The 24,439-nt window shown below is 47.9% G+C and carries 37 protein-coding genes; all 37 read right to left on the reverse strand.

The features are described from left to right. Positions 1 to 138 precede the first annotated feature (138 nt). The 37 genes from rplQ to rpoC all read right to left on the reverse strand — a co-directional run bounded on the left by rplQ (position 139) and on the right by rpoC (position 24,359). The gene (gene rplQ, locus HYD27_RS25320; protein ID WP_019908254.1) at positions 139 to 504 is read right to left on the reverse strand and encodes a 50S ribosomal protein L17; all 366 of its coding nucleotides are present in this window, start codon (positions 502 to 504) and stop codon (positions 139 to 141) included. A 34-nt stretch (positions 505 to 538) separates the two neighbouring features. Continuing rightward, complete coding sequence (locus HYD27_RS25325) at positions 539 to 1,483, reverse strand: DNA-directed RNA polymerase subunit alpha (RefSeq protein WP_219219833.1); 945 nt, start codon at positions 1,481 to 1,483, stop codon at positions 539 to 541. Positions 1,484 to 1,614: 131 nt separating this feature from the next. Then, positions 1,615 to 2,010, reverse strand: coding sequence for a 30S ribosomal protein S11 (rpsK, locus tag HYD27_RS25330; RefSeq protein ID WP_019908251.1), 396 nt, complete (start codon positions 2,008 to 2,010; stop codon positions 1,615 to 1,617). A gap of 19 nt (positions 2,011 to 2,029) precedes the next feature. Next, a complete protein-coding gene (gene rpsM, locus HYD27_RS25335; protein WP_219219835.1) occupies positions 2,030 to 2,398 on the reverse strand; it encodes a 30S ribosomal protein S13 in 369 nt (122 codons plus the stop codon). Positions 2,399 to 2,417: 19 nt separating this feature from the next. Then, complete coding sequence (rpmJ, locus tag HYD27_RS25340; protein WP_003322638.1) at positions 2,418 to 2,531, reverse strand: 50S ribosomal protein L36; 114 nt, start codon at positions 2,529 to 2,531, stop codon at positions 2,418 to 2,420. 53 nt (positions 2,532 to 2,584) lie between these two features. Further along, complete coding sequence (gene infA, locus HYD27_RS25345) at positions 2,585 to 2,800, reverse strand: translation initiation factor IF-1 (protein ID WP_018753971.1); 216 nt, start codon at positions 2,798 to 2,800, stop codon at positions 2,585 to 2,587. A 2-nt stretch (positions 2,801 to 2,802) separates the two neighbouring features. Next, on the reverse strand, positions 2,803 to 3,111 hold the full coding sequence (locus tag HYD27_RS25350) for a KOW domain-containing RNA-binding protein (protein WP_219219837.1): 309 nt from the start codon (positions 3,109 to 3,111) through the stop codon (positions 2,803 to 2,805). Positions 3,112 to 3,122: 11 nt separating this feature from the next. After that, positions 3,123 to 3,875, reverse strand: coding sequence for a type I methionyl aminopeptidase (gene map / locus HYD27_RS25355; RefSeq protein WP_219219840.1), 753 nt, complete (start codon positions 3,873 to 3,875; stop codon positions 3,123 to 3,125). 4 nt (positions 3,876 to 3,879) lie between these two features. Next, a complete protein-coding gene (locus HYD27_RS25360) occupies positions 3,880 to 4,524 on the reverse strand; it encodes an adenylate kinase (RefSeq protein WP_219219841.1) in 645 nt (214 codons plus the stop codon). A 97-nt stretch (positions 4,525 to 4,621) separates the two neighbouring features. Then, positions 4,622 to 5,920 (reverse strand): preprotein translocase subunit SecY, encoded by a 1,299-nt coding sequence (secY, locus tag HYD27_RS25365; protein ID WP_219219843.1) that lies wholly within the window; start codon positions 5,918 to 5,920, stop codon positions 4,622 to 4,624. Then, the gene (gene rplO / locus HYD27_RS25370) at positions 5,920 to 6,360 is read right to left on the reverse strand and encodes a 50S ribosomal protein L15 (RefSeq protein ID WP_019908244.1); all 441 of its coding nucleotides are present in this window, start codon (positions 6,358 to 6,360) and stop codon (positions 5,920 to 5,922) included. Before rplO ends, secY begins: the two co-directional genes overlap by 1 nt. A gap of 40 nt (positions 6,361 to 6,400) precedes the next feature. Further along, entirely contained in the window at positions 6,401 to 6,586 is a 186-nt protein-coding gene (rpmD, locus tag HYD27_RS25375) for a 50S ribosomal protein L30 (RefSeq protein ID WP_019908243.1), read from the reverse strand. 14 nt (positions 6,587 to 6,600) lie between these two features. After that, positions 6,601 to 7,098 carry a 30S ribosomal protein S5 gene (rpsE, locus tag HYD27_RS25380; RefSeq protein WP_036652980.1) on the reverse strand — a complete coding sequence of 166 codons (498 nt, stop codon included), beginning with the start codon at positions 7,096 to 7,098 and terminating at the stop codon, positions 6,601 to 6,603. Between the two features lie 27 nt (positions 7,099 to 7,125). Then, positions 7,126 to 7,494, reverse strand: coding sequence for a 50S ribosomal protein L18 (gene rplR / locus HYD27_RS25385; protein WP_219219845.1), 369 nt, complete (start codon positions 7,492 to 7,494; stop codon positions 7,126 to 7,128). Between the two features lie 84 nt (positions 7,495 to 7,578). After that, on the reverse strand, positions 7,579 to 8,121 hold the full coding sequence (gene rplF, locus HYD27_RS25390; RefSeq protein WP_219219847.1) for a 50S ribosomal protein L6: 543 nt from the start codon (positions 8,119 to 8,121) through the stop codon (positions 7,579 to 7,581). Positions 8,122 to 8,151: 30 nt separating this feature from the next. Further along, entirely contained in the window at positions 8,152 to 8,550 is a 399-nt protein-coding gene (gene rpsH / locus HYD27_RS25395) for a 30S ribosomal protein S8 (protein ID WP_019908239.1), read from the reverse strand. A gap of 32 nt (positions 8,551 to 8,582) precedes the next feature. Then, a complete protein-coding gene (locus HYD27_RS25400; protein ID WP_036589425.1) occupies positions 8,583 to 8,768 on the reverse strand; it encodes a type Z 30S ribosomal protein S14 in 186 nt (61 codons plus the stop codon). 48 nt (positions 8,769 to 8,816) lie between these two features. After that, positions 8,817 to 9,359 (reverse strand): 50S ribosomal protein L5, encoded by a 543-nt coding sequence (gene rplE, locus HYD27_RS25405; protein ID WP_219219849.1) that lies wholly within the window; start codon positions 9,357 to 9,359, stop codon positions 8,817 to 8,819. Positions 9,360 to 9,389: 30 nt separating this feature from the next. Then, positions 9,390 to 9,743, reverse strand: a complete 354-nt coding sequence (gene rplX / locus HYD27_RS25410) for a 50S ribosomal protein L24 (protein ID WP_219219851.1) — start codon at positions 9,741 to 9,743, stop codon at positions 9,390 to 9,392. Between the two features lie 108 nt (positions 9,744 to 9,851). Further along, positions 9,852 to 10,220: a 50S ribosomal protein L14 gene (gene rplN, locus HYD27_RS25415; RefSeq protein ID WP_019908234.1), complete on the reverse strand. Its 369-nt coding sequence runs from the start codon at positions 10,218 to 10,220 to the stop codon at positions 9,852 to 9,854. Positions 10,221 to 10,259: 39 nt separating this feature from the next. Continuing rightward, positions 10,260 to 10,526 carry a 30S ribosomal protein S17 gene (gene rpsQ / locus HYD27_RS25420; protein ID WP_219219853.1) on the reverse strand — a complete coding sequence of 89 codons (267 nt, stop codon included), beginning with the start codon at positions 10,524 to 10,526 and terminating at the stop codon, positions 10,260 to 10,262. Positions 10,527 to 10,569: 43 nt separating this feature from the next. Further along, a complete protein-coding gene (rpmC, locus tag HYD27_RS25425; RefSeq protein WP_219219856.1) occupies positions 10,570 to 10,767 on the reverse strand; it encodes a 50S ribosomal protein L29 in 198 nt (65 codons plus the stop codon). Continuing rightward, positions 10,757 to 11,191, reverse strand: a complete 435-nt coding sequence (rplP, locus tag HYD27_RS25430) for a 50S ribosomal protein L16 (protein WP_219219870.1) — start codon at positions 11,189 to 11,191, stop codon at positions 10,757 to 10,759. Before rplP ends, rpmC begins: the two co-directional genes overlap by 11 nt. A 2-nt stretch (positions 11,192 to 11,193) precedes the next feature. Next, on the reverse strand, positions 11,194 to 11,859 hold the full coding sequence (gene rpsC, locus HYD27_RS25435; RefSeq protein WP_219219872.1) for a 30S ribosomal protein S3: 666 nt from the start codon (positions 11,857 to 11,859) through the stop codon (positions 11,194 to 11,196). A gap of 13 nt (positions 11,860 to 11,872) precedes the next feature. Beyond that, positions 11,873 to 12,205 carry a 50S ribosomal protein L22 gene (gene rplV / locus HYD27_RS25440; protein ID WP_036680546.1) on the reverse strand — a complete coding sequence of 111 codons (333 nt, stop codon included), beginning with the start codon at positions 12,203 to 12,205 and terminating at the stop codon, positions 11,873 to 11,875. 31 nt (positions 12,206 to 12,236) lie between these two features. Beyond that, positions 12,237 to 12,515 (reverse strand): 30S ribosomal protein S19, encoded by a 279-nt coding sequence (rpsS, locus tag HYD27_RS25445; protein ID WP_039298640.1) that lies wholly within the window; start codon positions 12,513 to 12,515, stop codon positions 12,237 to 12,239. Between the two features lie 75 nt (positions 12,516 to 12,590). Then, complete coding sequence (gene rplB, locus HYD27_RS25450) at positions 12,591 to 13,421, reverse strand: 50S ribosomal protein L2 (protein ID WP_219219874.1); 831 nt, start codon at positions 13,419 to 13,421, stop codon at positions 12,591 to 12,593. A 28-nt stretch (positions 13,422 to 13,449) separates the two neighbouring features. After that, the gene (gene rplW, locus HYD27_RS25455; RefSeq protein ID WP_019908225.1) at positions 13,450 to 13,743 is read right to left on the reverse strand and encodes a 50S ribosomal protein L23; all 294 of its coding nucleotides are present in this window, start codon (positions 13,741 to 13,743) and stop codon (positions 13,450 to 13,452) included. Continuing rightward, complete coding sequence (gene rplD / locus HYD27_RS25460; RefSeq protein WP_219219876.1) at positions 13,743 to 14,366, reverse strand: 50S ribosomal protein L4; 624 nt, start codon at positions 14,364 to 14,366, stop codon at positions 13,743 to 13,745. Before rplD ends, rplW begins: the two co-directional genes overlap by 1 nt. A 25-nt stretch (positions 14,367 to 14,391) precedes the next feature. After that, positions 14,392 to 15,015 (reverse strand): 50S ribosomal protein L3, encoded by a 624-nt coding sequence (gene rplC / locus HYD27_RS25465; protein WP_219219878.1) that lies wholly within the window; start codon positions 15,013 to 15,015, stop codon positions 14,392 to 14,394. A gap of 42 nt (positions 15,016 to 15,057) precedes the next feature. Beyond that, on the reverse strand, positions 15,058 to 15,366 hold the full coding sequence (gene rpsJ, locus HYD27_RS25470) for a 30S ribosomal protein S10 (protein WP_005544556.1): 309 nt from the start codon (positions 15,364 to 15,366) through the stop codon (positions 15,058 to 15,060). 450 nt (positions 15,367 to 15,816) lie between these two features. Continuing rightward, on the reverse strand, positions 15,817 to 17,007 hold the full coding sequence (tuf, locus tag HYD27_RS25475) for an elongation factor Tu (RefSeq protein WP_219219880.1): 1,191 nt from the start codon (positions 17,005 to 17,007) through the stop codon (positions 15,817 to 15,819). Between the two features lie 109 nt (positions 17,008 to 17,116). Next, complete coding sequence (gene fusA / locus HYD27_RS25480) at positions 17,117 to 19,195, reverse strand: elongation factor G (RefSeq protein ID WP_219219884.1); 2,079 nt, start codon at positions 19,193 to 19,195, stop codon at positions 17,117 to 17,119. 48 nt (positions 19,196 to 19,243) lie between these two features. Further along, complete coding sequence (rpsG, locus tag HYD27_RS25485) at positions 19,244 to 19,714, reverse strand: 30S ribosomal protein S7 (protein ID WP_036652908.1); 471 nt, start codon at positions 19,712 to 19,714, stop codon at positions 19,244 to 19,246. A 45-nt stretch (positions 19,715 to 19,759) separates the two neighbouring features. Beyond that, on the reverse strand, positions 19,760 to 20,179 hold the full coding sequence (gene rpsL / locus HYD27_RS25490) for a 30S ribosomal protein S12 (protein ID WP_020427075.1): 420 nt from the start codon (positions 20,177 to 20,179) through the stop codon (positions 19,760 to 19,762). A gap of 131 nt (positions 20,180 to 20,310) precedes the next feature. Further along, entirely contained in the window at positions 20,311 to 20,562 is a 252-nt protein-coding gene (locus tag HYD27_RS25495; protein ID WP_219219887.1) for a ribosomal L7Ae/L30e/S12e/Gadd45 family protein, read from the reverse strand. Positions 20,563 to 20,747: 185 nt separating this feature from the next. Next, positions 20,748 to 24,359, reverse strand: coding sequence for a DNA-directed RNA polymerase subunit beta' (rpoC, locus tag HYD27_RS25500; protein WP_219219888.1), 3,612 nt, complete (start codon positions 24,357 to 24,359; stop codon positions 20,748 to 20,750). Between the last annotated feature and the right edge of the window lie 80 nt (positions 24,360 to 24,439).

The raw sequence follows: 24,439 nt of genomic DNA on the forward strand, positions 1-24,439 counted from the left end.
CTATACAAGGTGATTCCCGCGGATATTGTACGGCAGGGCCTAAGTGCCCCTGCAGCACAATAACGTTAATACTTCTTTGCCCATACCACTAAAGAGCATGTGCGCTAAGGGGTACATCCGGAAATCATACTTGTAATCCTACGCGCGGTCTACCAGTTCAAGATAAACCATAGGCGCAGCGTCGCCGCGACGAGGTCCCAGCTTCAGGATACGGGTGTATCCGCCTGGACGCTCTGTGTAGCGAGGAGCAATATCAGAGAACAATTTTTGAATTGCATCCTGTTCACCGTCAACAGTCTCACGGCGGACAAATGCTGCTACTTGACGGCGAGCATGAAGATCGCCTTTTTTGGCTTTAGTAATCAGCTTTTCAGCGATGGAACGAACTTCCTTCGCTTTTGCTTCTGTTGTTTGGATGCGCTCATAAAGAAACAGATCCGTTACCATGTCGCGGAACAAAGCTTTGCGAGCACTGGAATCACGGCCCAATTTTTGGTATGCCATTTGTTTTCCCTCCTTTACTCAAGCAATCTGCCAGCTATTCTTCTGTACGGAGTCCTAAACCAAGTTCCTCGAGCTTCTCTTGAACTTCTTCCAAAGATTTGCGGCCAAGGTTGCGGACCTTCATCATATCTTCTTCGGTTTTCGTAGTCAGCTCCTGCACGGTATTAATACCGGCACGTTTGAGACAGTTGTAAGAACGTACTGAAAGGTCAAGCTCTTCGATTGTCATCTCAAGCACTTTTTCTTTTTTGTCTTCTTCTTTTTCAACCATAATTTCAGCGTCTTTCGCTTCATCCGTAAGTCCTACGAACAAAACGAGGTGCTCGTTCAAAATTTTGGCTCCCAGGCTAACAGCCTCTTCCGGTCTGATACTGCCATCCGTCCAAATTTCCATCGTCAGCTTGTCGTAGTTGGTCACTTGACCTACACGAGTGTTGTCGATGCCATAATTCACACGGGAGATAGGCGTATAGATGGAATCCACCGGAATAACGCCGATGGGCTGATCGTCGCGTTTGTTACGGTCCGCTTGAACGTAACCGCGGCCACGGCCTGCAAAAATTCGCATGTGAAGTCTCGCGCCAGGTCCCAGCGTTGCAATATGAAGATCCGGATTCAGGATCTCAACATCGCTGTCCGCACGGATATCACCTGCGGTAACGATGCCTTCACCTTCAGCATCAATCTCGAACACTTTCTCTTCGTCTGAATGAATTTTCAGGGAAAGAGCCTTAAGGTTCAAAATGATCTCCGTCACATCTTCCATTACACCGGGAATGGTCGAAAACTCATGCAGAACGCCATCAATTTGGACCGAAGTCACTGCGGCTCCCGGAAGCGAGGAAAGCAAGATCCGGCGAAGCGAGTTCCCCAGAGTCGTGCCATATCCACGTTCCAGTGGTTCAACTACGAATTTCCCATAGGTTCCTTCATCATTGGCTTCTACGGTCTCAATCTTCGGCTTTTCGATTTCTATCACGAGTGTACCCCTCCTTCAAACGTCGCTCCTATATGAAACTGTCACCCCATCAGGTGTATCATGTAGTATGCCTAAACACCTATTATTAGCAGATGCGTCAGAATTATACCACAATCACAATTCTGATTTCACTATACGCGGCGACGCTTCGGCGGACGGCATCCATTATGAGGAACCGGAGTTACGTCTTTAATGAGGTTTACTTCAAGGCCGGCGGCCTGAAGGGAACGGATGGCTGCTTCGCGGCCCGCGCCCGGTCCTTTAACCATAACTTCAACGGACTTCATGCCGTGTTCCATAGCTGCTTTTGCTGCAGATTCGGCTGCCATTTGCGCTGCAAATGGAGTCGACTTACGGGAACCTTTAAATCCTTGACCGCCGGAGCTTGCCCAGGAAATTGCATTTCCGTGAGGATCCGTGATCGTAACGATAGTGTTGTTGAACGTGGAACGAATATGTGCCACGCCGCTCTCAATATTTTTACGGTCGCGACGTTTGGTACGTACGACTTTTTTCGGTTTAGCCATTGTCTCTTATCACCCCTTCTTATTTCTTTTTGTTTGCTACCGTACGACGCGGGCCTTTCCGGGTACGGGCATTCGTTTTGGTACGTTGACCGCGAACAGGCAATCCACGACGGTGACGAACACCGCGGTAACAGCCGATCTCAGTAAGACGTTTAATATTCAAGGAAATTTCACGACGCAGGTCACCTTCAACCTTAACTGACTTGTCGATCATTTCACGCAATTTGCTGACTTCATCTTCCGTCAAATCACGGACACGTGTGTTAACGTCAATGCCTGTTTCTTTAAGAATTTTCTGGGAAGTCGTTTTACCGATTCCGAAAATATAAGTCAAGGCGATCTCAACGCGTTTATCACGTGGCAAATCCACTCCAGCTATACGAGCCATTTTACGCTACACCCCCTTCTTAACCTTGTTTTTGTTTGTGCTTCGGATTTTCGCAAATTACCATAACAGTCCCTTTGCGGCGGATGACTTTGCATTTCTCGCAAATGGGCTTTACAGAAGGTCTTACCTTCATGTTAATTACCTCCTCAAAGTTTTGCGAAGCAAAACTTTTGTTGTAGTTCCCATCTATTTACGGTAAGTTATACGACCTTTTGATAAATCATAAGGCGATAACTGCACGACCACTTTGTCCCCGGTTAGGATACGGATAAAGTGCATCCGCAATTTCCCGGACACATGGGCAAGTATTTGATGACCGTTCTCAAGCTCTACCTTAAACGTTGCATTCGGCAACGGTTCAATGACCGTACCTTCCACTTCAATGACATCTTCCTTAGCCACAGTTAGTCTCCTTTCTCATTGGCACTTTTTCCAGCCGGTGCACCGTACTTCGTGACTGCAAAACGCAGCTTTCCGTTTGTCACCCGGCCGGTTTCTTCCAAACTGTTCACAATCTCACTGCTGATGAAGGGTATGAGCTCCAAATGCTGAATATTCTTCTTCTTCGGCCCATCAAACTTGCGTTTGTCCCCATCGGCAATATATACAAATCTGCTATCCACAACTGCGATAACAACGGCAATCTCTCCGGCATCCTTGCCTTTGAGAATTCTCACTAATTGACCAATCTGCGGGCTTCCCCCAGTATTCACGTGAAGATCACCTACGCATTCAGTTTCGTGAAAATTTCCATGCCGTCCGGTGTAACCGCTACTGTATGCTCAAAATGAGCACACAATGAACCGTCTACCGTAACGACCGTCCAGTTATCTTCCAGCGTTCTGACATATCTGTCCCCAGCGTTCACCATCGGCTCAATCGCGAGCACCATACCCGGCTTCAGACGCGGTCCGCGGTCCGCTATGCCATAATTCGGAATTTGCGGTTCTTCATGCAGTTCTGCCCCAATGCCATGACCAACATACTCGCGCACGACGGAGAATCCGGCAGCCTCAATGTATTGCTGAATGGCATGGGAGATTGTAAACAAGCGCACGTCCGGTTTAACTAAAGCCAGTCCCGCGTACAAGGAGCCTTCCGTGACGTCCAGCAGGCGCTGGGCCTCTTCGGAAATGCTGCCCACCCCGTAGGTCCAGGCGGAATCACCGTGATAACCGCGGTACTCTGCACCGATGTCCAGCGTTACGATATCGCCTTCGACCAGTTTACGCTTACCCGGAAATCCATGCACCAATTGTTCGTTGACTGAAGCGCAAATGCTGGCAGGAAAACCGTTGTAGCCTTTGAAAGACGGCACAGCACCTTGACTGCGAATGTATTGATCGGCGATTCTGTCGAGTTCTCCGGTCGTAATGCCTGGCTGGATAGCCTCAGCAATCAGACGGTGACTCTCGGCAACAATTCGACCAGCTTCCCTCATAAAGGCAAGTTCCTGTTCGGATTTACAAATGATCATTACACTAACCTCGCAGCAAAGATACGATTTCGGAAGAAACGACATTGATTTCGTTTTCTCCGTTCACCTGACGCACAAGACCTTTATTGTCATAAAACGCAAGCAGCGGCGCTGTCTTATTATCATACTCGTCCAGACGCTTGCCTACACTTTCTTCATTGTCATCCGGACGTTGATACAATTCACCGCCATCAATGTCGCAAATGCCTTCTTGCTTCGGCGGGTTAAAAATCAAGTGGTAGGATGTTCCGCAAACGGTACAGATCCGGCGTCCGGTAAGACGCGCCATCAGCAGTCCACGGTCCACATTCAAGTTGATTACATGATCCAGGGAACGGTTCAAGCGGCTCAAAATATCTCCCAGCGCTTCCGCTTGCGAAAGGGTTCTTGGAAAGCCATCCAATAAGAAACCTTTTTCGCAATCGGACTGCTGCAGCCGTTCTTCAACAATTCCAATGGTCACATCATCAGGTACAAGCAAGCCTTGATCAATATAAGATTTGGCCTTAAGTCCCACGGGTGTGCCTTGCTTGATTGCCAAGCGGAAAGCATCGCCAGTCGAAATATGAGGAATCCCCAACTCTTGTACAACTACAGCTGCCTGTGTTCCCTTGCCCGCCCCAGGAGGGCCCATGAATAAAATGTTCACGATTTCTCTTCTCCCCCCAAAAGTTCGCCACCAAGCAAGAAACAGCACAATAGGTGCCGGGAAGTCTGAGCGTCCATGCTTCGCCGGAACCTATCGACTATTTATTGATGAAGCCTTTGTAGTGGCGTTTGATCAATTGGCTCTCGATCTGCTTCATCGTATCCAGCGCTACGCCGACCACGATCAACAGCGCTGTACCGCCAATCTGCACCTGCCGGGGCAAACCGGACAGAGAACCGAAGAGTACAGGCATGATAGAAATAACGGCCAGAAAAAGTGCACCGGACATCGTCAGGCGTGACATAACTCTGGTCAAATACTTCTCGGTTGCTTTACCTGGACGGATACCAGGAATGTAACCACCATTCTTTTTCATGTTGTCAGCCATTTGCTGAGGGTTCATCTGGACAAATGTGTAGAAGAACGTAAATCCGATGATCATGATCACATAGAGGACCATACCTAGCGGCTTATCATGAGCAAGATTATTAGTGATCCACTTAGCCCATTCATGCGTTGACCAAAAGCTCGAGATTACAATCGGAAATTGAAGCAGTGAAACCGCGAAGATAACCGGGATTACACCAGCCGCATTAATCTTGAGCGGAATATGTGTATTCTGTCCACCATACATTTTGTTACCGACGACGCGCTTGGCGTATTGTACAGGAATTTTTCGGATTCCCTGCTGTACGAAGATAACTCCGACAACAATCGCCACAATCACAATCAGAACAATAACGACTTTAAGAATATTCAGGAACACCTGATCCGGCTGAATAAAGTTTGATTGTGCCGTAGTCGTGATATATCCCGGGATGGCTGCGACGATTCCCGCAAAAATCAGGATCGAAATCCCGTTTCCTATTCCCTTTTCCGTAATCTGCTCACCCAGCCACATCAGGAATGATGTACCAGCCGTCAAAATGATCGCAATGAGCAGGTAATCTGCAAAGGTTGCATTAGGAATCATCTCTGTGCCATAAATCCGGTTAAAACCGATAGATGTGGCAAACGCTTGAATCAAACCTAGCACTACTGTGCCGTAACGTGTAATTTGCGCCAGTTGTTTCTTTCCGTGCTCCCCTTGTTTAGCCCATTCAGCAAACTTAGGAACAACATCCATGGAGAGCAATTGCACGATGATGGACGCTGTGATGTACGGATAGATACTGATCGCAAATATCGAAAAGTTTTTGAGCGCTCCGCCCGAGAAGGTGTTCAAAAGACCCATCAAAGCGTCTCCGCTTTGATTTGCTGATTCCAGTACTTCTTTGTTCACACCGGGAACCGGTACAAACGAACCGATGCGGTAAATGATCAGAACGAACAGGGTAAACAGGATCTTTTTGCGCAAATCTTCAACATGCCATATATTCTTAAGCGTCTTGAACATTAGATCACCTCGGTTTTACCGCCGGCAGCCTCGATTTTCTCTACCGCAGATTGAGAGAACTTATTTGCTTGTACAGTCAATTTAACGGCCAGTTCGCCATTACCGAGGATCTTAATGCCGCTTTTGGAATTTTTGACAACACCAGTTTCAAGCAGCAACTGTGGAGTCACTTCAGTTCCTTCAGCAAAGCTGTTCAGATCTTCAAGGTTCACAATCGCATACTCTTTACGGGTAGGATTGATGAAACCACGTTTAGGCAGACGACGATAGAGCGGGTTTTGTCCACCTTCGAAGCCTGGACGAACACCGCCGCCGGAACGGGAGTTTTGCCCCTTATGACCGCGGCCGGAAGTTTTACCGTTCCCGCTACTAGGGCCACGGCCAACGCGGTTGCGTTCTTTGCGTGAACCTGGAGCTGGAGCAAGTTCATGTAACTTCATCGTTTGCACCTCCTTATATTTGTTAATTTATGCGAGGCGTTTAGCCCTCAATTTCAGTAACGGATAACAGGTGACTCACTTTGTTGATCATTCCGCGAATCGCAGGAGTATCATTGTGAACCACTGACGAGTTGGTTTTACGCAGGCCGAGCGTCTTAACAGTAACACGTTGTGTTTCCGGACGTCCGATTACGCTGCGTACGAGGGTGATTTGCAATTTTGCCATTGACGTTCCCCTCCTTAACCGCGCAGTTCTTCGACAGATTTGCCGCGAAGCTTCGCGACCTCTTCAATGCGTTTCAGACGGGAAAGTCCCTCCAAAGTTGCATTGACCATGTTCATGGAATTCGAAGAACCCAAAGATTTTGTCAAGATGTCGCCAACGCCTGCCAATTCCAACACCGCACGAACAGGACCGCCGGCAATAACGCCAGTACCTTCCGATGCTGGTTTCAGCAGCACGCGTCCTGCGCCGAAATGTCCAGTAACCAGATGGGGGATCGAAGTTCCTACGATTGGAATGTGAATCAGGTTTTTCTTGGCGTCTTCAATGCCTTTACGGATGGCATCCGGAACTTCGCCGGCTTTACCGATCCCAGCACCGACGTAGCCGTTGCCGTCGCCCACAACAACAAGTGCGCTAAAGCTGAAACGGCGTCCGCCTTTTACAACTTTTGCAACACGGTTAATGTGTACAACTCTTTCTGTCAGTTCTAAACTGTTCGGATCTACACGCAAGTCGTTAACCTCCTTTTTAGAAATATTCTAGAATTCAAGACCAGCTTCGCGGGCTGCGTTTGCCAATGCTTGAATCCGTCCATGGTACAAGTAGCCTCCGCGGTCAAATACAACCACAGCGTATCCTTTTTCCTTAGCACGCTCAGCGATCAATTGACCCACTTTGCTTGCAGCTTCAACGCTGCCGCCATTACCGATAGTAGCGCTCAGATCTTTGTCCAGTGTAGAGGCAGATACGATAGTAACGCCTGTCACGTCATCGATCAGTTGAGCGTAGATGTGTTTCGAAGAACGGAACACGTTCAAACGCGGACGCTCAGCAGTACCCTGGATTTTCTTGCGAACACGCAGGTGTCTTTTGAGGCGAGCCTTGTTTTTATCTTCTTTTGTAATCATGACTTCCCTTTCACTCCCTTCAGTTTGCCGTAAACAGCTTCACTTTAAGATGCACGGGGTATCTTACAATTAAGATCAATCCGGTTATTTCTTCTTACCGGCTTTACCTTCCTTGCGGATGATACGCTCGCCTTCATATTTGATGCCTTTACCTTTGTATGGCTCAGGTTCACGTACGGAACGGATCTTGGCAGCATAAGCGCCGACGCGTTCTTTGTCGATACCTTTAACGATGATCTTCGTGTTCGCAGGAACCTCGAACTCAATGCCCGCTTCCGGTGAAATTTCAACCGGGTGGGAGTAGCCGACGTTCAGTACGATTTTATCTCCGGATTTGCTTGCACGATATCCGACCCCAACCAGCTCCAGAGATTTCGAGAACCCTTCAGTCACACCGCTAACCATGTTGTTGACAACGGAGCGGGTTGTGCCGTGAAGTGAACGATGCAATTTGTTGTCCGACGGGCGAACAACGGTAATTTCGTTATTTTCAACTGTAACCTTCATGTCTTTATGAAGCTCACGAGTCAAAGTGCCTTTTGGACCTTTTACTGTAATAACGGCGTTGTCCAAAGTGACATCTACACCGCTAGGTACTGCGATTGGTTTGCGACCAATACGAGACATGTGTTGCACCTCCTTATCTTGTGACGTTTATTACCAAATGTAGCAGACAACTTCTCCGCCCGATTTTGATTGACGAGCTTCTTTGTCGGTCATAACTCCTTTAGATGTGGAGATAATCGCGATTCCAAGGCCGCCGAGTACACGAGGCACTTCATTGCTCTTCGTGTAAACGCGAAGGCCTGGTTTACTGATTCTTTTAAGACCGGAGATAACGCGCTCCTGGTTCGGGCCGTATTTCAAGAAGATACGGATAATCCCCTGTTTGCTGTCTTCAACGAATTCAGCATCACGGATGAAACCTTCACGCTTCAGGATGTCCGCGATTTGTTTTTTCATTGTCGAAGCAGGCATTTCTACCGTCTCGTGACGCACAGTGTTGGCGTTACGAATACGAGTAAGCATATCTGCGATAGGATCAGACATAGTCATGTGTGTAAACCTCCTTCCCGTTTATAAACTTCTTACCAACTTGCTTTTTTCACGCCAGGAATCTGGCCTTTATAAGCTAACTCACGGAAACAAATTCTGCAAATTTTGAACTTTTGCAGTACCGAATGTGGACGACCGCAACGCTCGCAACGTGTATAAGCACGTACTTTGAACTTGGGCTCGCGTTGTTGTTTAACTTTCATTGAAGTTTTTGCCACTTAGCCTGACACCTCCTAAACATTTTCGGAGAAATGGATGAACCGTCCTTATTTTGTGAAAGGCATTCCCAGCTGAGCCAGAAGCTCACGGGATTCCTCATCCGTCTTAGCAGTTGTTACAATTACGATGTCCATACCGCGTGCTTTGTCAACTTTATCATATTCGATTTCGGGAAAAATCAATTGATCCTTAAGACCAAGTGTATAGTTACCGCGACCGTCAAAAGATTTAGTCGAAACCCCGCGGAAGTCACGAACGCGCGGAAGTGTTACGTTAAGCAATTTGTCCAGGAAGTAATACATGCGCTCTCCGCGCAATGTTACTTTAACCCCGATCGGCATGTTTTCGCGCAGTTTGAAGCCGGCGATGGATTTCTTTGCTTTGGTGATTACCGGCTTTTGACCAGCGATCAGTTGCATATCGTTAACTGCAGCATCAAGCACCTTGGAGTTTTGAACAGCATCACCCACACCCATGTTGATGACGATCTTCTCGATCTTAGGTACCTGCATAACAGTTGTATAGTTGAACTTCTGCATCAAAGCAGGTGTGATTTCATTCAGAAAACGTTCTTTCATTCTTGCCGCCATGAAGATTTACCTCCTTTCTTTAGGACTGTATTAGTCGATAATCTCTCCGGATCTCTTAGCTACCCGAACCTTTTTACCGTTATCGAGCACTTTGTAACCAATACGGGTAACTTTACCGCTCTTCGGATCAATGTGCATTACGTTGGACACATGAATCGAAGCTTCTTGCTCGATGATTCCACCCTGCGGATTCAACTGGTTCGGCTTCTGGTGTTTTTTCACCATGTTCACGCCTTCTACCAGGACGCGGTTTTGACGAGGATAAGCAGCGATGACACGGCCTTTTTTACCTTTGTCTTTCCCGCTGATCACAAGCACCACATCATCCTTCTTCACGTGCAGTTTATTGTTGTGGGATTCCAGAACTTTTTTCACTCTAGGCATTTATTACACCTCCTATGACACTTTTTGGGGCACGATCAAATCTTCTGGGGCCCCCGAAAAGTACTCGGAATCAGCTTCGAAGCCTTTCGTCACTTTTTGGGGTAGTGTTTAGATTACTTCCGGTGCCAAGGAAACGATCTTCATGTAGTCTTTATCGCGAAGTTCGCGAGCAACTGGTCCGAAGATACGTGTTCCGCGCGGGCTTCTGTCGTCTTTAACCACAACAGCTGCGTTTTCGTCGAATGCGATGTAAGAGCCATCTTTACGGCGAACGGAACGTTTCGTACGTACAACCACCGCTTTAACAACATCACCTTTTTTGACAACGCCGCCTGGTGTTGCTTGTTTAACGGAACAAACGATCAAATCACCGATTGCTGCTGTACGGCGTCCGGTACCACCCAGTACGCGGATACACATCAGTTCCTTCGCACCAGAGTTGTCAGCCACATGCAAACGTGTAAATGGTTGAATCATTATTAATTTCCTCCTTCCGATCAAGCTTCATAGGTCGTCTTAGATGATAACCGCTGCTTCTACCACTTCAACAAGTCTCCAGCGTTTGTCCTTGGACAACGGACGAGTTTCCATGACTTTAACAGTATCACCGATCTTTGCAATGTTCTCTTCATCATGTGCCTTGAATTTCTTCGTGGACTTGATGCGTTTGTGATACAGATTGTGCTTTTTATAGGTTTCAACAGCAATTACGATGGTCTTATCCATTTTGTCGCTGACTACTTTACCGATCAGCACTTTACGTGCATTACGTTCTTCGCTCATAGTTAGCCTCCTTCCTGATTACGGATTATAAATCCGCCGTCACTTAACTAATCCCAAGTACTCTTTGATGGATAACGGTTTTAGCACGAGCTATTTCCCTGCGCACGTCACGAATCCGAGTCGGGTTATCCAGTTGGCCAGTCGCCAATTGAAAACGGAGATTGAAGAGTTCTTCTTTGAAACCGGCGATCTTCTGTTCAATCTCGGCAGTGGTTAAGTTGCGAAGTTCATTAGCTTTCATTTGCTTCACCACCCAATTCTTCACGTTTCACAAACTTAGTCTTTACAGGCAGCTTGTGAGCGGCAAGACGCATCGCTTCACGAGCGATTTCTTCCGACACGCCTCCGAGTTCGAACATAATCTTGCCCGGTTTAACTACGGCTACCCATTTCTCAACGTTACCTTTACCACTACCCATACGAACCTCGAGAGGCTTCTGAGTAATAGGCTTATCCGGGAAAATCTTGATCCAAACCTGACCACCACGTTTGATGTAACGTGTCATTGCAATACGGGCAGCTTCGATCTGACGGTTAGTGATCCAAGATGGCTCCAAAGCTTGCAGGCCATATTCGCCGAAGTTCAGCTCAGTGCCGCCCTTTGCCATCCCCCTCATGTGACCGCGTTGTTGCTTGCGGTGTTTAACGCGTTTTGGTACCAACATGATTAGTTGCCTCCTTCCTGAGCAGCTTGTTTCTTAGCTGGGGGAAGAACTTCTCCACGGTAGATCCATACTTTTACGCCGATACGGCCATAAGTAGTATGTGCTTCAGCCGTTCCGTAATCGATATCGGCACGAAGCGTATGAAGTGGAACTGTTCCTTCGCTATAACCTTCTGAACGGGCAATCTCAGCGCCGCCAAGACGTCCGCCTACTTGAGTTTTAATTCCCTTTGCACCGGAACGCATTGTTCTTTGAATTGCTTGTTTCAGAGCACGGCGGAACGATACACGGCGTTCCAATTGTTGTGCAATACTCTCAGCAACCAGAATTGCATCCAGCTCAGGGTGTTTGATTTCATTGATGTTGATGTGCACTTTTTTGCCGCCGGCGATAGTTGTAACTGCACTGCGAAGTACTTCTACTTCTGCTCCGCCTTTACCAATTACCATGCCTGGTTTAGCTGTGTGAATCGTAACGTTCACGCGGCTTGCCGCTCTTTCAATCTCGATGCGGGAAACAGCGGAATCCTTCAACTTGCCTTTAAGGTATTCCCGGATTTTGACGTCTTCCATTAAAAGAGTACCGAAATCTTTGCCTGCATACCATTTAGATTCCCAATCGCGAATAATACCGATTCGGAGTCCGACTGGATTTACCTTTTGACCCACGTGTTATCCCTCCTTATTTCTCAGATACCACCAAAGTAATGTGGCTGGTACGTTTATTGATCCGGCTTGCGCGGCCCATGGCGCGCGGACGGAAACGTTTCATTGTAGGACCCTGGTTAACGAAAACTTCGCTAACGAACAAGCTGTTCACGTCCAAAGAGTAGTTGTGCTCCGCATTGGCAATCGCCGAGTTAAGCAGCTTCTCAACTACCGGAGAAGCGGATTTTGGAGTGTGGCGAAGAATAGCAATTGCTTCCCCCACTTGCTTGCCGCGAATCAAGTCAACAACCAGTTTCGCTTTGCGAGCGGAAATCCGCACCGATCTTGCATGTGCTTTTGCTTCCATTGTTTTCCCTCCTCTCAAACGAAGACCTTAATTATCTTCTTGTTTTCTTATCGTCACCCGCGTGGCCTTTGTAAGTACGTGTTGGCGCGAACTCGCCCAACTTGTGGCCTACCATATCTTCCGTTACGTATACTGGCACGTGTTTGCGGCCGTCATATACACCAAACGTATGTCCGATAAACTGAGGGAAAATGGTTGAGCGACGGGACCAAGTTTTAACTACAACTTTCTTATCTGCCTCGTTCAAATCCTCAACTTTTTTCAGCAGGTAGCCATCGATAAACGGCCCCTTCTTTAAACTGCGACCCATGTGTGAATCCTCCCTTCATCCGAATCTTCAAACCGCGAATTGACGCTTCGCGCTAAGCAAACTGCCAGAAGCGTCTTATTTTGTGCGGCGGCGAACGATATATTTATCAGATGCCTTGTTTTTCTTGCGCGTTTTGTAGCCAAGGGTTGGCTTGCCCCAAGGAGACATAGGCGATTTCCGTCCGATTGGAGCGCGGCCTTCACCACCACCGTGCGGGTGATCGTTAGGGTTCATTACAACACCGCGTACTTCAGGACGTTGGCCAAGCCAGCGACTGCGTCCGGCTTTACCGATTTTGATCAGTTCATGATCTTCGTTGCCTACGGAACCGATCGTTGCGCGGCACACGCTGAGGATTCTGCGCACTTCACCGGAGTTCAAACGAACGGATACATATTTTTCTTCTTTACCAAGCAACTGAGCTTCTGTACCAGCTGCGCGAACCAATTGTCCGCCTTTACCTGGTTTCAACTCGATGTTGTGGATAATTGTACCTACCGGAATGTTTTCCAGGGGAAGGCTGTTGCCAATTTTGATGTCGGCTGCAGGTCCGGACTCAACTTTATCCCCAACCTTAAGACCTTTAGGAGCAATAATATAACGTTTTTCTCCATCGGCATAGTGGATCAGAGCAATGTTGGATGTGCGGTTCGGGTCATACTCGATCGTAGCAACGCTACCTGGTATGCCGTCTTTAGTCCGCTTGAAATCGATGATACGGTATTTACGCTTGTGTCCGCCGCCATGGTGACGAACCGTAATTTTGCCTTGGTTGTTACGGCCGGCTTTTTTGCTCAGCGGCGCAAGCAACGATTTCTCAGGCTGGTTTGTTGTAATTTCTTCAAACGTGGACACGGACATGCCGCGTCTTGCCGGAGAAGTAGGTTTGTACTTTTTGATTGGCACTATAGTTCCCTCCTTACTTCACAGAGTTTTATTCTACCGCTTCAAAGAATTCCAGCGGCTTGCTGTCCGGACTAAGTTTTACGATGGCTTTTTTCCATTCCGGAGTATAACCGGAATATTTGCCATAACGTTTCAATTTGCCAGGTACGCGCATTGTGTTCACACTAACTACTTTTACTTTGAAAATAGCCTCGACAGCTTTTTTGATTTCGGTCTTGTTAGCACGGATATCCACTTCAAAAGCGTATTTCAATTCGCTCATGTATTCGGATGTGCGTTCCGTAATCACCGGACGTTTGATAATATCACGAGGATCTTTCATTACGCGAACACCTCCTCTACCTTCAGAACTGCTTCTTTAGTGATGATCAGTTTGTCGTACGTCAGTACGTCAAGAACATTGATGCCGTCAGCCGCTACGAACTTCACCCCAGGGATGTTACGAGCGGAAAGAGCCACATTGTCGTCATAGCTAGGAGCTACGATCAGAGCTTTGCTGCCCACTTTCAGGTTGTTCAGGATTGCCGCGAATTCCTTCGTCTTCGGTGCATTCATGCTCAGGCTATCCAATACGATAATGTCATTCTCGATAACTTTTGAGGACAACGCGGATTTGATGGCCAAACGGCGAACCTTCTTAGGCAATTTCCAGGAATAGCTTCGTGGTGTTGGTCCGAAGACAACGCCGCCGCCCTTCCATTGCGGAGAACGAATGGAGCCTTGACGAGCACGGCCTGTACCTTTTTGTTTCCAAGGCTTACGTCCGCCGCCACGCACTTCAGAACGTCCTTTTACTTTGTGTGTTCCACGGCGCAGGGAAGCTCTCTGCATAAGCGCAGCTTCGTGCAGCACATGCACGTTCGGTTCAATACCGAATACTGAATCGCTCAGTTCAACTTCGCCAACCTCGTTGCCACTGATATTAAAAAGTGTTACTTTTGGCATTTCATGTTCCTCCTTTCTCCAGTAATTATTTCTTAACCGTTTCTTTAACTTTCACGAAGCTGTTCTTAGGTCCTGGAATAGCGCCTTTAACCAGCAATACGTTACGTTCTACGTCTACTCTGATGATTTCAAGCTTTTGAACCGTTACAGTCGTGTGACCCATATGTCCCGGCAGGCGTTTGCCCTTAGGAACACGGTTAGCTTGAATGGAACCCATGGAGCCCGGTCTTCTGTGGTAGCGCGATCCGTGAGCCATTGGTCCGCGGCTTTGTCCCCAACGCTTGATAACACCTTGGAAACCTTTACCTTTAGATGTGCCAGTTACGTCAACAAATTCGCCTTCTGTGAAGATATCAGCCTTCAGTTCTTGCCCAACCTCGAGTGTCCCGAGGTCAACACCGCGAATTTCACGAACGTAGCGCTTAGGTGTTGCATTTGCCTTTTTGGCGTGACCCTGTTCAGGCTTGTTGGAACGACTTTCCTTTTTGTCGGAAAAGCCCAACTGCACTGCTTCATATCCGTCGATATTCAGGTCTTTCTTTTGCAGTACCACACAAGGTCCAGCTTCGATAACCGAAACGGCAATTACATTGCCTTCTGGAGTAAACACTTGAGTCATACCGAGTTTTTTTCCCAAGATACCTTTCAATGTTGACACCTCTTTTCTTTTCCTAGTTGCTTAATGGTAATATTACAATTTGATTTCGATATCTACACCGGACGGTAGATCCAAGCGCATCAAGGCATCCACAGTTTGTGGTGTTGGATTCACAATGTCGATCAGACGTTTGTGAGTACGCATTTCAAACTGTTCACGGGAATCCTTGTACTTGTGTACCGCACGGAGAATGGTAATGATTTGCTTCTCGGTTGGCAACGGAATCGGCCCGGATACACCAGCACCCGAACGTTTTGCTGTTTCAACGATTTTCTCTGCGGATTGATCAAGAATTCTGTGGTCGTATGCTTTCAAGCGGATACGAATTTTTTGCTTTGCCATTTTAGTCCCTCCTTCTATCGCCCAATTTATTATCGGACATACTCCGTGAAAATTTTCTGACGTCGACCTCATGGCAAAGGGGCCGGGTGTGTCAGTAACCTCTCACATCATCGCAACGTCTCAGAACAACATTTATTATTATATATAATAGGCGGGAACATTGCAAGCAAAAATGCAAAAACAACGCATGATTTATTCATACGGTGTTTTCTTTCTATTATAGAGAGGGCAATTTTGCTCTTAAAAGAGAAAGAAATGCTTTGCGCCGCAGCCGGCATGCACTCCCACTTTCTGCAACCTCCGCAGTACTCGATGGAAATATAGAATAGGAATTCAGCTCCGCTTTCAAACTATTTGAAGGCGGAGTTTTTTGTACAAAAAAGCAGGGAACCTTCGTTAGAAGAATCCCTGCCCCTTATACTCAGATCTATCCTATGGGATAGAGCCAAATTATTTTTGGATGGAAGCTACAGTACCGGCTCCAACTGTACGGCCACCTTCGCGAATGGAGAATTTAGTACCTTCTTCAATAGCGATTGGGGAGATCAGTTGTACGGTTACAGTGATGTTGTCACCGGGCATAACCATTTCAGTACCTTCTGGCAGGTTGATGATGCCAGTTACGTCAGTTGTACGGAAGTAGAACTGTGGACGGTAACCTGTGAAGAATGGTTTGTGACGTCCGCCTTCTTCTTTAGTCAGAACGTAGATCTGGGCAGTGAACTCAGTGTGAGGCTTAACGGAGTTTGGCTTCGCAATTACTTGACCACGCTCGATCATGTTACGGTCAACCCCGCGCAAGAGTGCGCCGATGTTATCGCCAGCTTGAGCGGAATCCAGCAATTTACGGAACATTTCAACGCCTGTTACTACGGATTTTCTAGTTTCTTCGTGAATACCAACGATCTCGATTTCTTCGCCGACTTTAACTGTTCCGCGTTCTACACGGCCAGTTGCCACGGTACCGCGGCCTGTGATGGAGAATACGTCTTCGACAGGCATCAAGAAAGGCTTGTCAGTATCGCGTTCTGGAAGCGGAATGTATGTGTCGATCGTTTCGAACATTTCAACGATCTTTTGCGCATATTCGCCTTCAGGATTTTGCAGTGCTTCACGAGCGGAACCACGGATGATTGGAGTATCGTCACCTGGGAATTCGTATTCGTTCAGCAAATCGCGAACTTCCATTTCAACCAGTTCCAGAAGCTCTTCGTCTTCAACCATGTCACATTTGTTCAGGAATACGACGATGTACGGAACGCCTACTTGGCGGGACAACAGGATGTGTTCACGAGTCTGTGGCATAGGGCCGTCAGCTGCGGATACAACCAGGATTGCTCCGTCCATCTGCGCTGCGCCAGTGATCATGTTTTTAACATAGTCGGCGTGTCCAGGGCAGTCTACGTGAGCGTAGTGACGGTTAGGAGTTTCATATTCAACGTGAGCTGTGGAAATGGTGATACCACGTTCGCGTTCTTCAGGAGCTTTGTCGATTTGGTCGAATGCTACAGCAGCGCCACCGTATTTTTTGGACAATACAGTAGTGATTGCAGCAGTCAGAGTCGTTTTACCATGGTCGACGTGACCAATAGTACCGATGTTAACGTGTGGTTTGTTACGTTCAAACTTTGCCTTTGCCATTTGAACAGTTCCTCCTTATTGTGGGGTTCCTTATATTTGAGCCGCCCGCCTACATGCAATTCTTAGATGACTGAGTAATAATATCCGGACGGCAAGTTAAAAATGGTAACTATTCTCCGCCCTTGTTCTTGGAAACGATCTCTTCTGCAATGGATTTAGGAACTTCTTCATAGTGAGAAAGCTCCATTGAGAATACACCGCGTCCTTGAGTACCGGAACGGAGCGTTGTAGAGTAGCCGAACATTTCGGAAAGAGGTACCTTTGCACGGATAATTTGCGCTCCACCACGGGAATCCATACCTTCGATTCTACCGCGACGGGAGTTCAGCATACCCATAACATCGCCCATGTATTCCTCAGGAACAGTTACTTCCACTTTCATGATTGGCTCAAGCAAGACAGGCTTACACTTGTCTTTGGCTGCTTTGAGCGCCATCGAGCCGGCAATTTTGAATGCCATTTCGTTGGAGTCGACATCATGATAAGAACCATCTACGATGGTAGCCTTGACGTCTACAAGCGGGAAGCCTGCAAGAACGCCGTTCTTCATTTGCTCTTCAATACCGGCAAGTGCAGGAGCGATATATTCTCTAGGTACAGAACCACCGACAACCTTACTTTCGAACTTGCTGCCAGTACCCGGCTCGAGAGGTTCAAATTCAACCCATACGTGACCATACTGACCGCGTCCGCCGGACTGGCGAACAAATTTACCTTCGACGCGTGCTGGTGCTTTGAAGGTTTCGCGGTAAGCTACCTGTGGTTTACCCACGTTGGTTTCTACTTTGAATTCGCGGCGCATGCGGTCGATGATAATATCAAGGTGAAGCTCGCCCATACCTGCCAGGATGGTTTGGCCAGTTTCTTCATCAGTATGTGCACGAAGAGTCGGGTCCTCTTCAGTCAGCTTACCGAGAGCAACGCCCAATTTATCCTGGTCAGCTTTGGTTTTTGGTTCAACTGCGATTTCGATAACCGGATCAGGAAAGTTCATGGATTCCAGAATAACCGGATGCTTCTCATCGCAAAGTGTATCACCGGTACTAGTGTCCTTCAGGCCAACGGCTGCCGCGATATCACCAGCATATACGATGGAGATTTCTTGGCGGCTGTTCGCATGCATCTGCAGGATACGGCCGATGCGCTCACGTTTGTTCTTGGTAGCATTAACTACATAAGAACCGGATTCCAGGACACCGGAGTATACGCGGAAGAACGTAAGCTTACCAACATAAGGGTCTGTCATGATTTTAAATGCCAGTGCTGAGAACGGCTCTTCATCCGAAGAGTGGCGAACCGCTTCAGAACCATCATCCAGATGGCCTTGAATAGCAGGTACATCCAGAGGGGATGGCAAGTAATCTACAACAGCGTCCATCATCAGCTGAACACCTTTGTTGCGGTAGGAGGATCCGACAATTACAGGGAAGATCTTAACGTCGCATACGCCTTTGCGCAATGCCGCTTTGATCTCATCAACAGTAATTTCTTCGCCTTCCAGGTACTTCATGGTCAGATCTTCGTCAAGTTCAGCAACCTTCTCGATCAGTTCAAGACGGCGCTCCTCAACCTGCTCCAGATACTCAGCCGGAATTTCCGTAACTTCGATGTTTTGGCCCAGGTCATCCCTGAAGATGTGAGCTTTTTGCTCAACCAGGTCGATAATACCAACAAAGTCGTTTTCGGCGCCAATTGGCAGTTGAATTGCAACTGCATTGGCTTGCAAGCGATCACGCATGCTCTCTACAACGTTAAGGAAATCCGCGCCGATGATATCCATTTTGTTCACATATGCGATACGGGGAACGCCATATCGGTCAGCCTGTCTCCATACAGTTTCAGACTGAGGCTCAACGCCCTCTTTCGCACTGAAAACGCCAACTGCCCCATCCAATACACGAAGGGAACGTTCAACTTCAACAGTGAAGTCAACGTGTCCCGGAGTATCAATGATATTGATGCGGTGACCTTTCCATGCAGCAGTTGTTGCCGCGGAAGTAATCGTAATTCCGCGCTCTTGTTCTTGTTCCATCCAGTCCATTGTAGCAGCGCCTTCGTGAACTTCACCGATTTTGTGCGTACGGCCTGTGTAGAATAGAATCCGCTCTGTGGTGGTAGTCTTGCCAGCATCAATATGTGCCATGATCCCGATATTGCGTGTATTTTTCAAGGAGAACTCTCTTGCCATGAAATGGGTCTCCCTTCAAAATATAAGTTATTTGAACGGCTTTCGATCCTACCAGCGGTAGTGAGCAAACGCTTTGTTCGCTTCAGCCATTTTGTGCGTGTCTTCGCGTTTCTTAACGGAAGCGCCTGTGTTGTTGGAAGCATCGATGATCTCAGCCGCCAAACGCTCTTCCATAGTCTTCTCACCGCGGTTGCGTGAGTAGTTCACGAGCCAACGTAATCCCAGAGCAGTACGTCTCTCGGGCTTAACCTCGATAGGCACTTGGTAGTTAGCACCGCCGACACGGCGAGCTTTCACTTCCAATACCGGCATAATATTCTTGATGGCTGCTTCGAAAACTTCCATCGGATCTTTGCCCGTACGTTCTTGAATCAATTTAAACGAATTGTACAGAATGCTTTGAGCGACACCTCTTTTACCACCCAGCATAATGCGGTTGATCAAACGAGTAACCAACTTGCTATTATACAATGGATCTGGCAATACATCTCTCTTAGTAACTGGACCTTTGCGTGGCATGGATATCCCCCTTTCTTAAATGTATATTATTCAGCTATTACATTCTTATTTCTTAGCCTTAGGACGTTTCGCACCATACTTGGAACGAGCTTGCATCCGGTTAGCTACACCTGCTGTATCCAGAGCGCCGCGTACGATGTGGTAACGAACTCCTGCAAGGTCCTTAACTTTACCTCCGCGCAGCAATACTACGCTGTGCTCTTGAAGGTTATGTCCGATCCCCGGAATGTAAGCAGTCACCTCAAGACGGTTCGTCAAACGAACACGGGCGTACTTACGAAGTGCGGAGTTTGGTTTACGTGGAGTCATTGTGCCTACACGAGTGCATACACCGCGTTTCTGCGGAGCGCTCAAGTTTGTAGCCTCACGCTTCAGGGCGTTGAACCCCTTTTGCAGAGCGGGAGATTTGGACTTTTCGATTTTGGCTTGACGGCCTTTACGAACCAGTTGATTAATAGTTGGCATGTTGTGCCACCCCCTTCCTGAAATGATAATCCCTTCACGAACTTTAAGTCCACAGACCCAGGCGGTTCATAAAAAGACAAATGAAAAGTCTTTGTTCCCAGAGTTACCCCGGTACAAAAACAATTTCCTTGCTATTGTTTTAAGACGGCTGCCATAGCAGCACCAACTTCTATACCGCAGGCCTTGCCCAAATTCAGCATGGTATCCACATAAGTGATCTTCACGCCTTGTTTGTTGCAAAGCATAACAATTCTGGAAGTAAGCCGTTGATCTCCGTCCTCCGCCACATAGACTTCTGCGGCGTGGCCCAACTCTACCGCCTTGACGGTTTGTTTGGTACCGATCTTGACCTGAGCATCCTGTAGTCCCATATCATCAGTCATAATAAAAACATTACCTCCAATGAACAAGAATAACAAGGCGGCTCACGCACCTTAGATATATTAGCATTATCGTCAGATGATGTCAAGAAAATCGGCAATGATTTTATTGATATTCACAGCAGGACAGCCGCGTCATGATCTTATAAAGGACCATGACGCGTAAACCGCCTACAGTGGTTATTCAACTATTCAGCAGGAACAGTCTCCAAATCTTCCAGCTTGCTTTCCTCATTCGGATCGCTCAGCTTGACATTGCGGTAACGGTTCATCCCCGTACCTGCAGGAATCAGCTTACCAATCAGAACGTTTTCTTTCAGGCCGAGAAGCTTATCCACTTTCCCTTTGATTGCAGCGTCTGTCAGGACACGAGTCGTTTCCTGGAAAGAAGCCGCAGACAAGAAGGAGTCTGTTTCAAGCGATGCTTTGGTGATCCCCAGCAGTACCGGTTTGGCAACTGCCGGCTCTTTACCGGACAGAATAGCTTCCTTGTTGGCAGATTCATATTCATGAATGTCCGAAAAAGCACCCGGCAACAGATTCGTATCACCGGCTTCGATAATACGGATTTTGCGCAGCATCTGTTTGATCATGACCTCAATGTGCTTATCATTGATTTCAACGCCTTGGTTACGGTATACACGCTGCACTTCCTGCAGAATGTAGTTCTGTACCCCGCGGATCCCTTTGATGCGCAGCATTTCTTTGGGGTCAATCGAACCGTCTGTCAGTTCATCGCCAGCCTCAATTTCCTGGCCTTCGCTGACACGCAGACGTGATCCATAGGTAATGGAGTAGGTCTTGGATTCGGCTTCACCTTGAACCTCGATTTCACGGCGGTCCTTGGTTTCACGGATTTCCTTGATTACCCCGTCAATTTCACTGATTGTCGCCTGTCCTTTAGGGTTACGGGCTTCAAACAGCTCTTGAATACGCGGCAAACCCTGCGTGATATCATCACCGGCAACACCGCCGGTATGGAATGTGCGCATGGTAAGCTGGGTTCCCGGCTCACCGATGGATTGAGCGGCGATAATCCCTACAGCTTCACCGATATCCACATGCTTGCCTGTTGCCAAATTGCGTCCGTAGCATTTTTTGCAAACCCCGTGACGGGCACGGCAGCTCAGTACGGAACGAATTTGCAGCTTAGTTACACCTGCATTGACAATTTCCTCAGCCTTGTCGGAGTCAATCAGATCGTTGCGGTTAACGATGATTTCCTTCGTTTCCGGATGACGGACGGTTTCAAAGGAGTACCGGCCTTCAATGCGGTCATACAGATCCTCGATAACTTCCTTACCATCCTGAATACGGCTGACAGTGAAGCCCTTGTCGGTACCGCAATCCTCTTCACGCACGATAACATCCTGTGCCACGTCAACGAGACGGCGGGTCAGGTAACCCGAATCCGCTGTACGCAGCGCTGTATCAGCCAGACCTTTACGCGCTCCGTGAGTGGAGATAAAGTACTCGAGGACTGTTAAGCCTTCACGGAAATTCGCCTTGATTGGCAATTCGAAAATGCGGCCGGAAGGTGTGGCCATCAGACCACGCATACCACCCAGCTGAGTAATCTGCGATTTATTACCGCGTGCTTTGGAATCAACCATGAGCATAATGGAGTTGAAACGGTCCATCGACTTCAGCAGGATATTCGTCAGATCATCCTTTGTCTTCGACCAGATTTCAATGACACGGTCATAACGCTCATCGTTGGTAATCAGACCGCGGCGGTATTGGTTCGCAACCACATCAACCTTGGCTTCCGAATCTTTAAGGATGGTTGCTTTTTCTTCAGGTACAATAACATCCGATACGGCTACAGTTACACCGGAACGGGTGGAGTACGTGAAACCGAGCTGCTTGATTTTATCGAGAATCATAGATGTTTGGGTTGTATGATAAATTTCAAAGCAACGGGCAATGATCAGACCTAAATACTCCTTGCCTACAGCACTGGCGTCCGGCAGATCCATGAGCAATTCGCGGATATCCGCGCCTTTTTCATAGATGAAATATTTCTCGGGTGTGCCTTGCAGCAAATTTGCTTTGGTTGCTTCGTTGATATACGGGAAGCTGCTCGGATAGATTTCATTGAAGATAATCTTACCGATAGTTGTAACCAGCATTGCATTCTGCTGGGCTTCTGTGAAGCATGTTTTGCCAAGAGCCTTGGCCGGAATAGCCACGCGTGCATGCAGACCTGCGGTACCCCGCTGGTAAGCTGAAACAGCTTCATTCACGGTGCGCAGAATCATGCCGGTTCCCTTTTCTTCCTTGTTGTCCATGGTCAAGTAGAAAGTACCAAGGACCATATCCTGGGAAGGGGTAACTACCGGTTTGCCGTCCTTAGGGTTCAGGATGTTGCCGGATGCCAGCATCAGAATACGTGCTTCAGCCTGAGCTTCTGCGGACAATGGAACGTGCACCGCCATCTGGTCACCGTCAAAGTCGGCATTATAAGCCGTACATACGAGCGGATGAAGACGGATCGCATGACCTTCCACCAGGATCGGCTCGAACGCCTGAATCCCAAGTCTGTGAAGCGTAGGTGCGCGGTTCAATAGAACCGGATGCTCCTTAATGACATCTTCAAGTACATCCCATACTTCCGGGCTTACGCGTTCAACCTTGCGTTTTGCACTCTTGATGTTATGGGCAAGTCCCTTGTTAACTAGTTCTTTCATTACGAAAGGCTTAAACAATTCGAGCGCCATTTTCTTAGGCAGGCCGCATTGGTACATCTTCAGATACGGACCTACGACGATAACGGAACGGCCGGAATAGTCAACACGTTTGCCGAGCAGGTTCTGGCGGAAACGTCCCTGTTTACCTTTGAGCATGTGGCTGAGCGATTTGAGCGGACGGTTACCGGGACCTGTAACAGGACGGCCGCGGCGGCCATTGTCGATCAAGGCATCCACAGCCTCTTGAAGCATACGTTTTTCATTCTGCACGATAATATCAGGAGCGCCGAGATCCAGCAGTCTCTTAAGACGGTTGTTCCGGTTAATAACACGGCGGTACAGATCATTAAGGTCGGAAGTGGCAAAACGTCCGCCATCAAGCTGAACCATTGGACGAAGCTCTGGAGGAATAACCGGGAGCACATCCATGATCATCCAATCAGGCTTATTGCCGGAGTTGCGGAAAGCCTCAATGACTTCCAGACGTTTGATCGCCCGGTTGCGGCGCTGGCCTTGAGCCGTGCGCAGCTCTTCTTTGAGGAATTCCAGCTCTTTATCGATATCGATATCCTGAAGAAGCTTCTTAACCGCCTCAGCACCCATACCGGCCTGGAAGCCGTAGCCATACTTTTCACGGTAGCTGCGGTATTCTTTCTCGGACAGCAGCTGTTTCTTCTCCAGCGGTGTTTCACCTGGATCGGTCACAACATAAGATGCAAAGTAGATGATCTCTTCAAGGGATCTTGGGGACATATCGAGTGCCAGACCCATGCGGCTGGGAATCCCTTTGAAATACCAGATATGAGAAACCGGTGCTGCCAATTCGATGTGACCCATCCGTTCACGGCGAACCTTGGCGCGTGTAACTTCAACGCCGCAACGGTCACATACAACGCCTTTATAACGTACACGTTTGTATTTGCCGCAGTGGCACTCCCAGTCTTTTTGCGGTCCGAAAATGCGTTCGCAGAAAAGACCTTCTTTTTCCGGCTTCAAGGTACGATAGTTAATGGTTTCCGGTTTTTTAACTTCTCCGCGGGACCAAGAGCGAATTTTTTCCGGAGAAGCAAGCCCGATTTTCATAAATTCAAAGCTGTTAATGTCCAACAAGGAGCAACCCTCCTTAATCTATATCCTAATTTAGTACCGCATAGGCCCTCTCTTGACGGTTAAGCCAACAGAGGGCACGG

Origin of the sequence: Paenibacillus sp. S150 (assembly GCF_019352175.1) — a bacterium.
In the GTDB taxonomy this organism is placed as follows: Bacteria; Bacillota; Bacilli; order Paenibacillales; family Paenibacillaceae; genus Paenibacillus_AQ.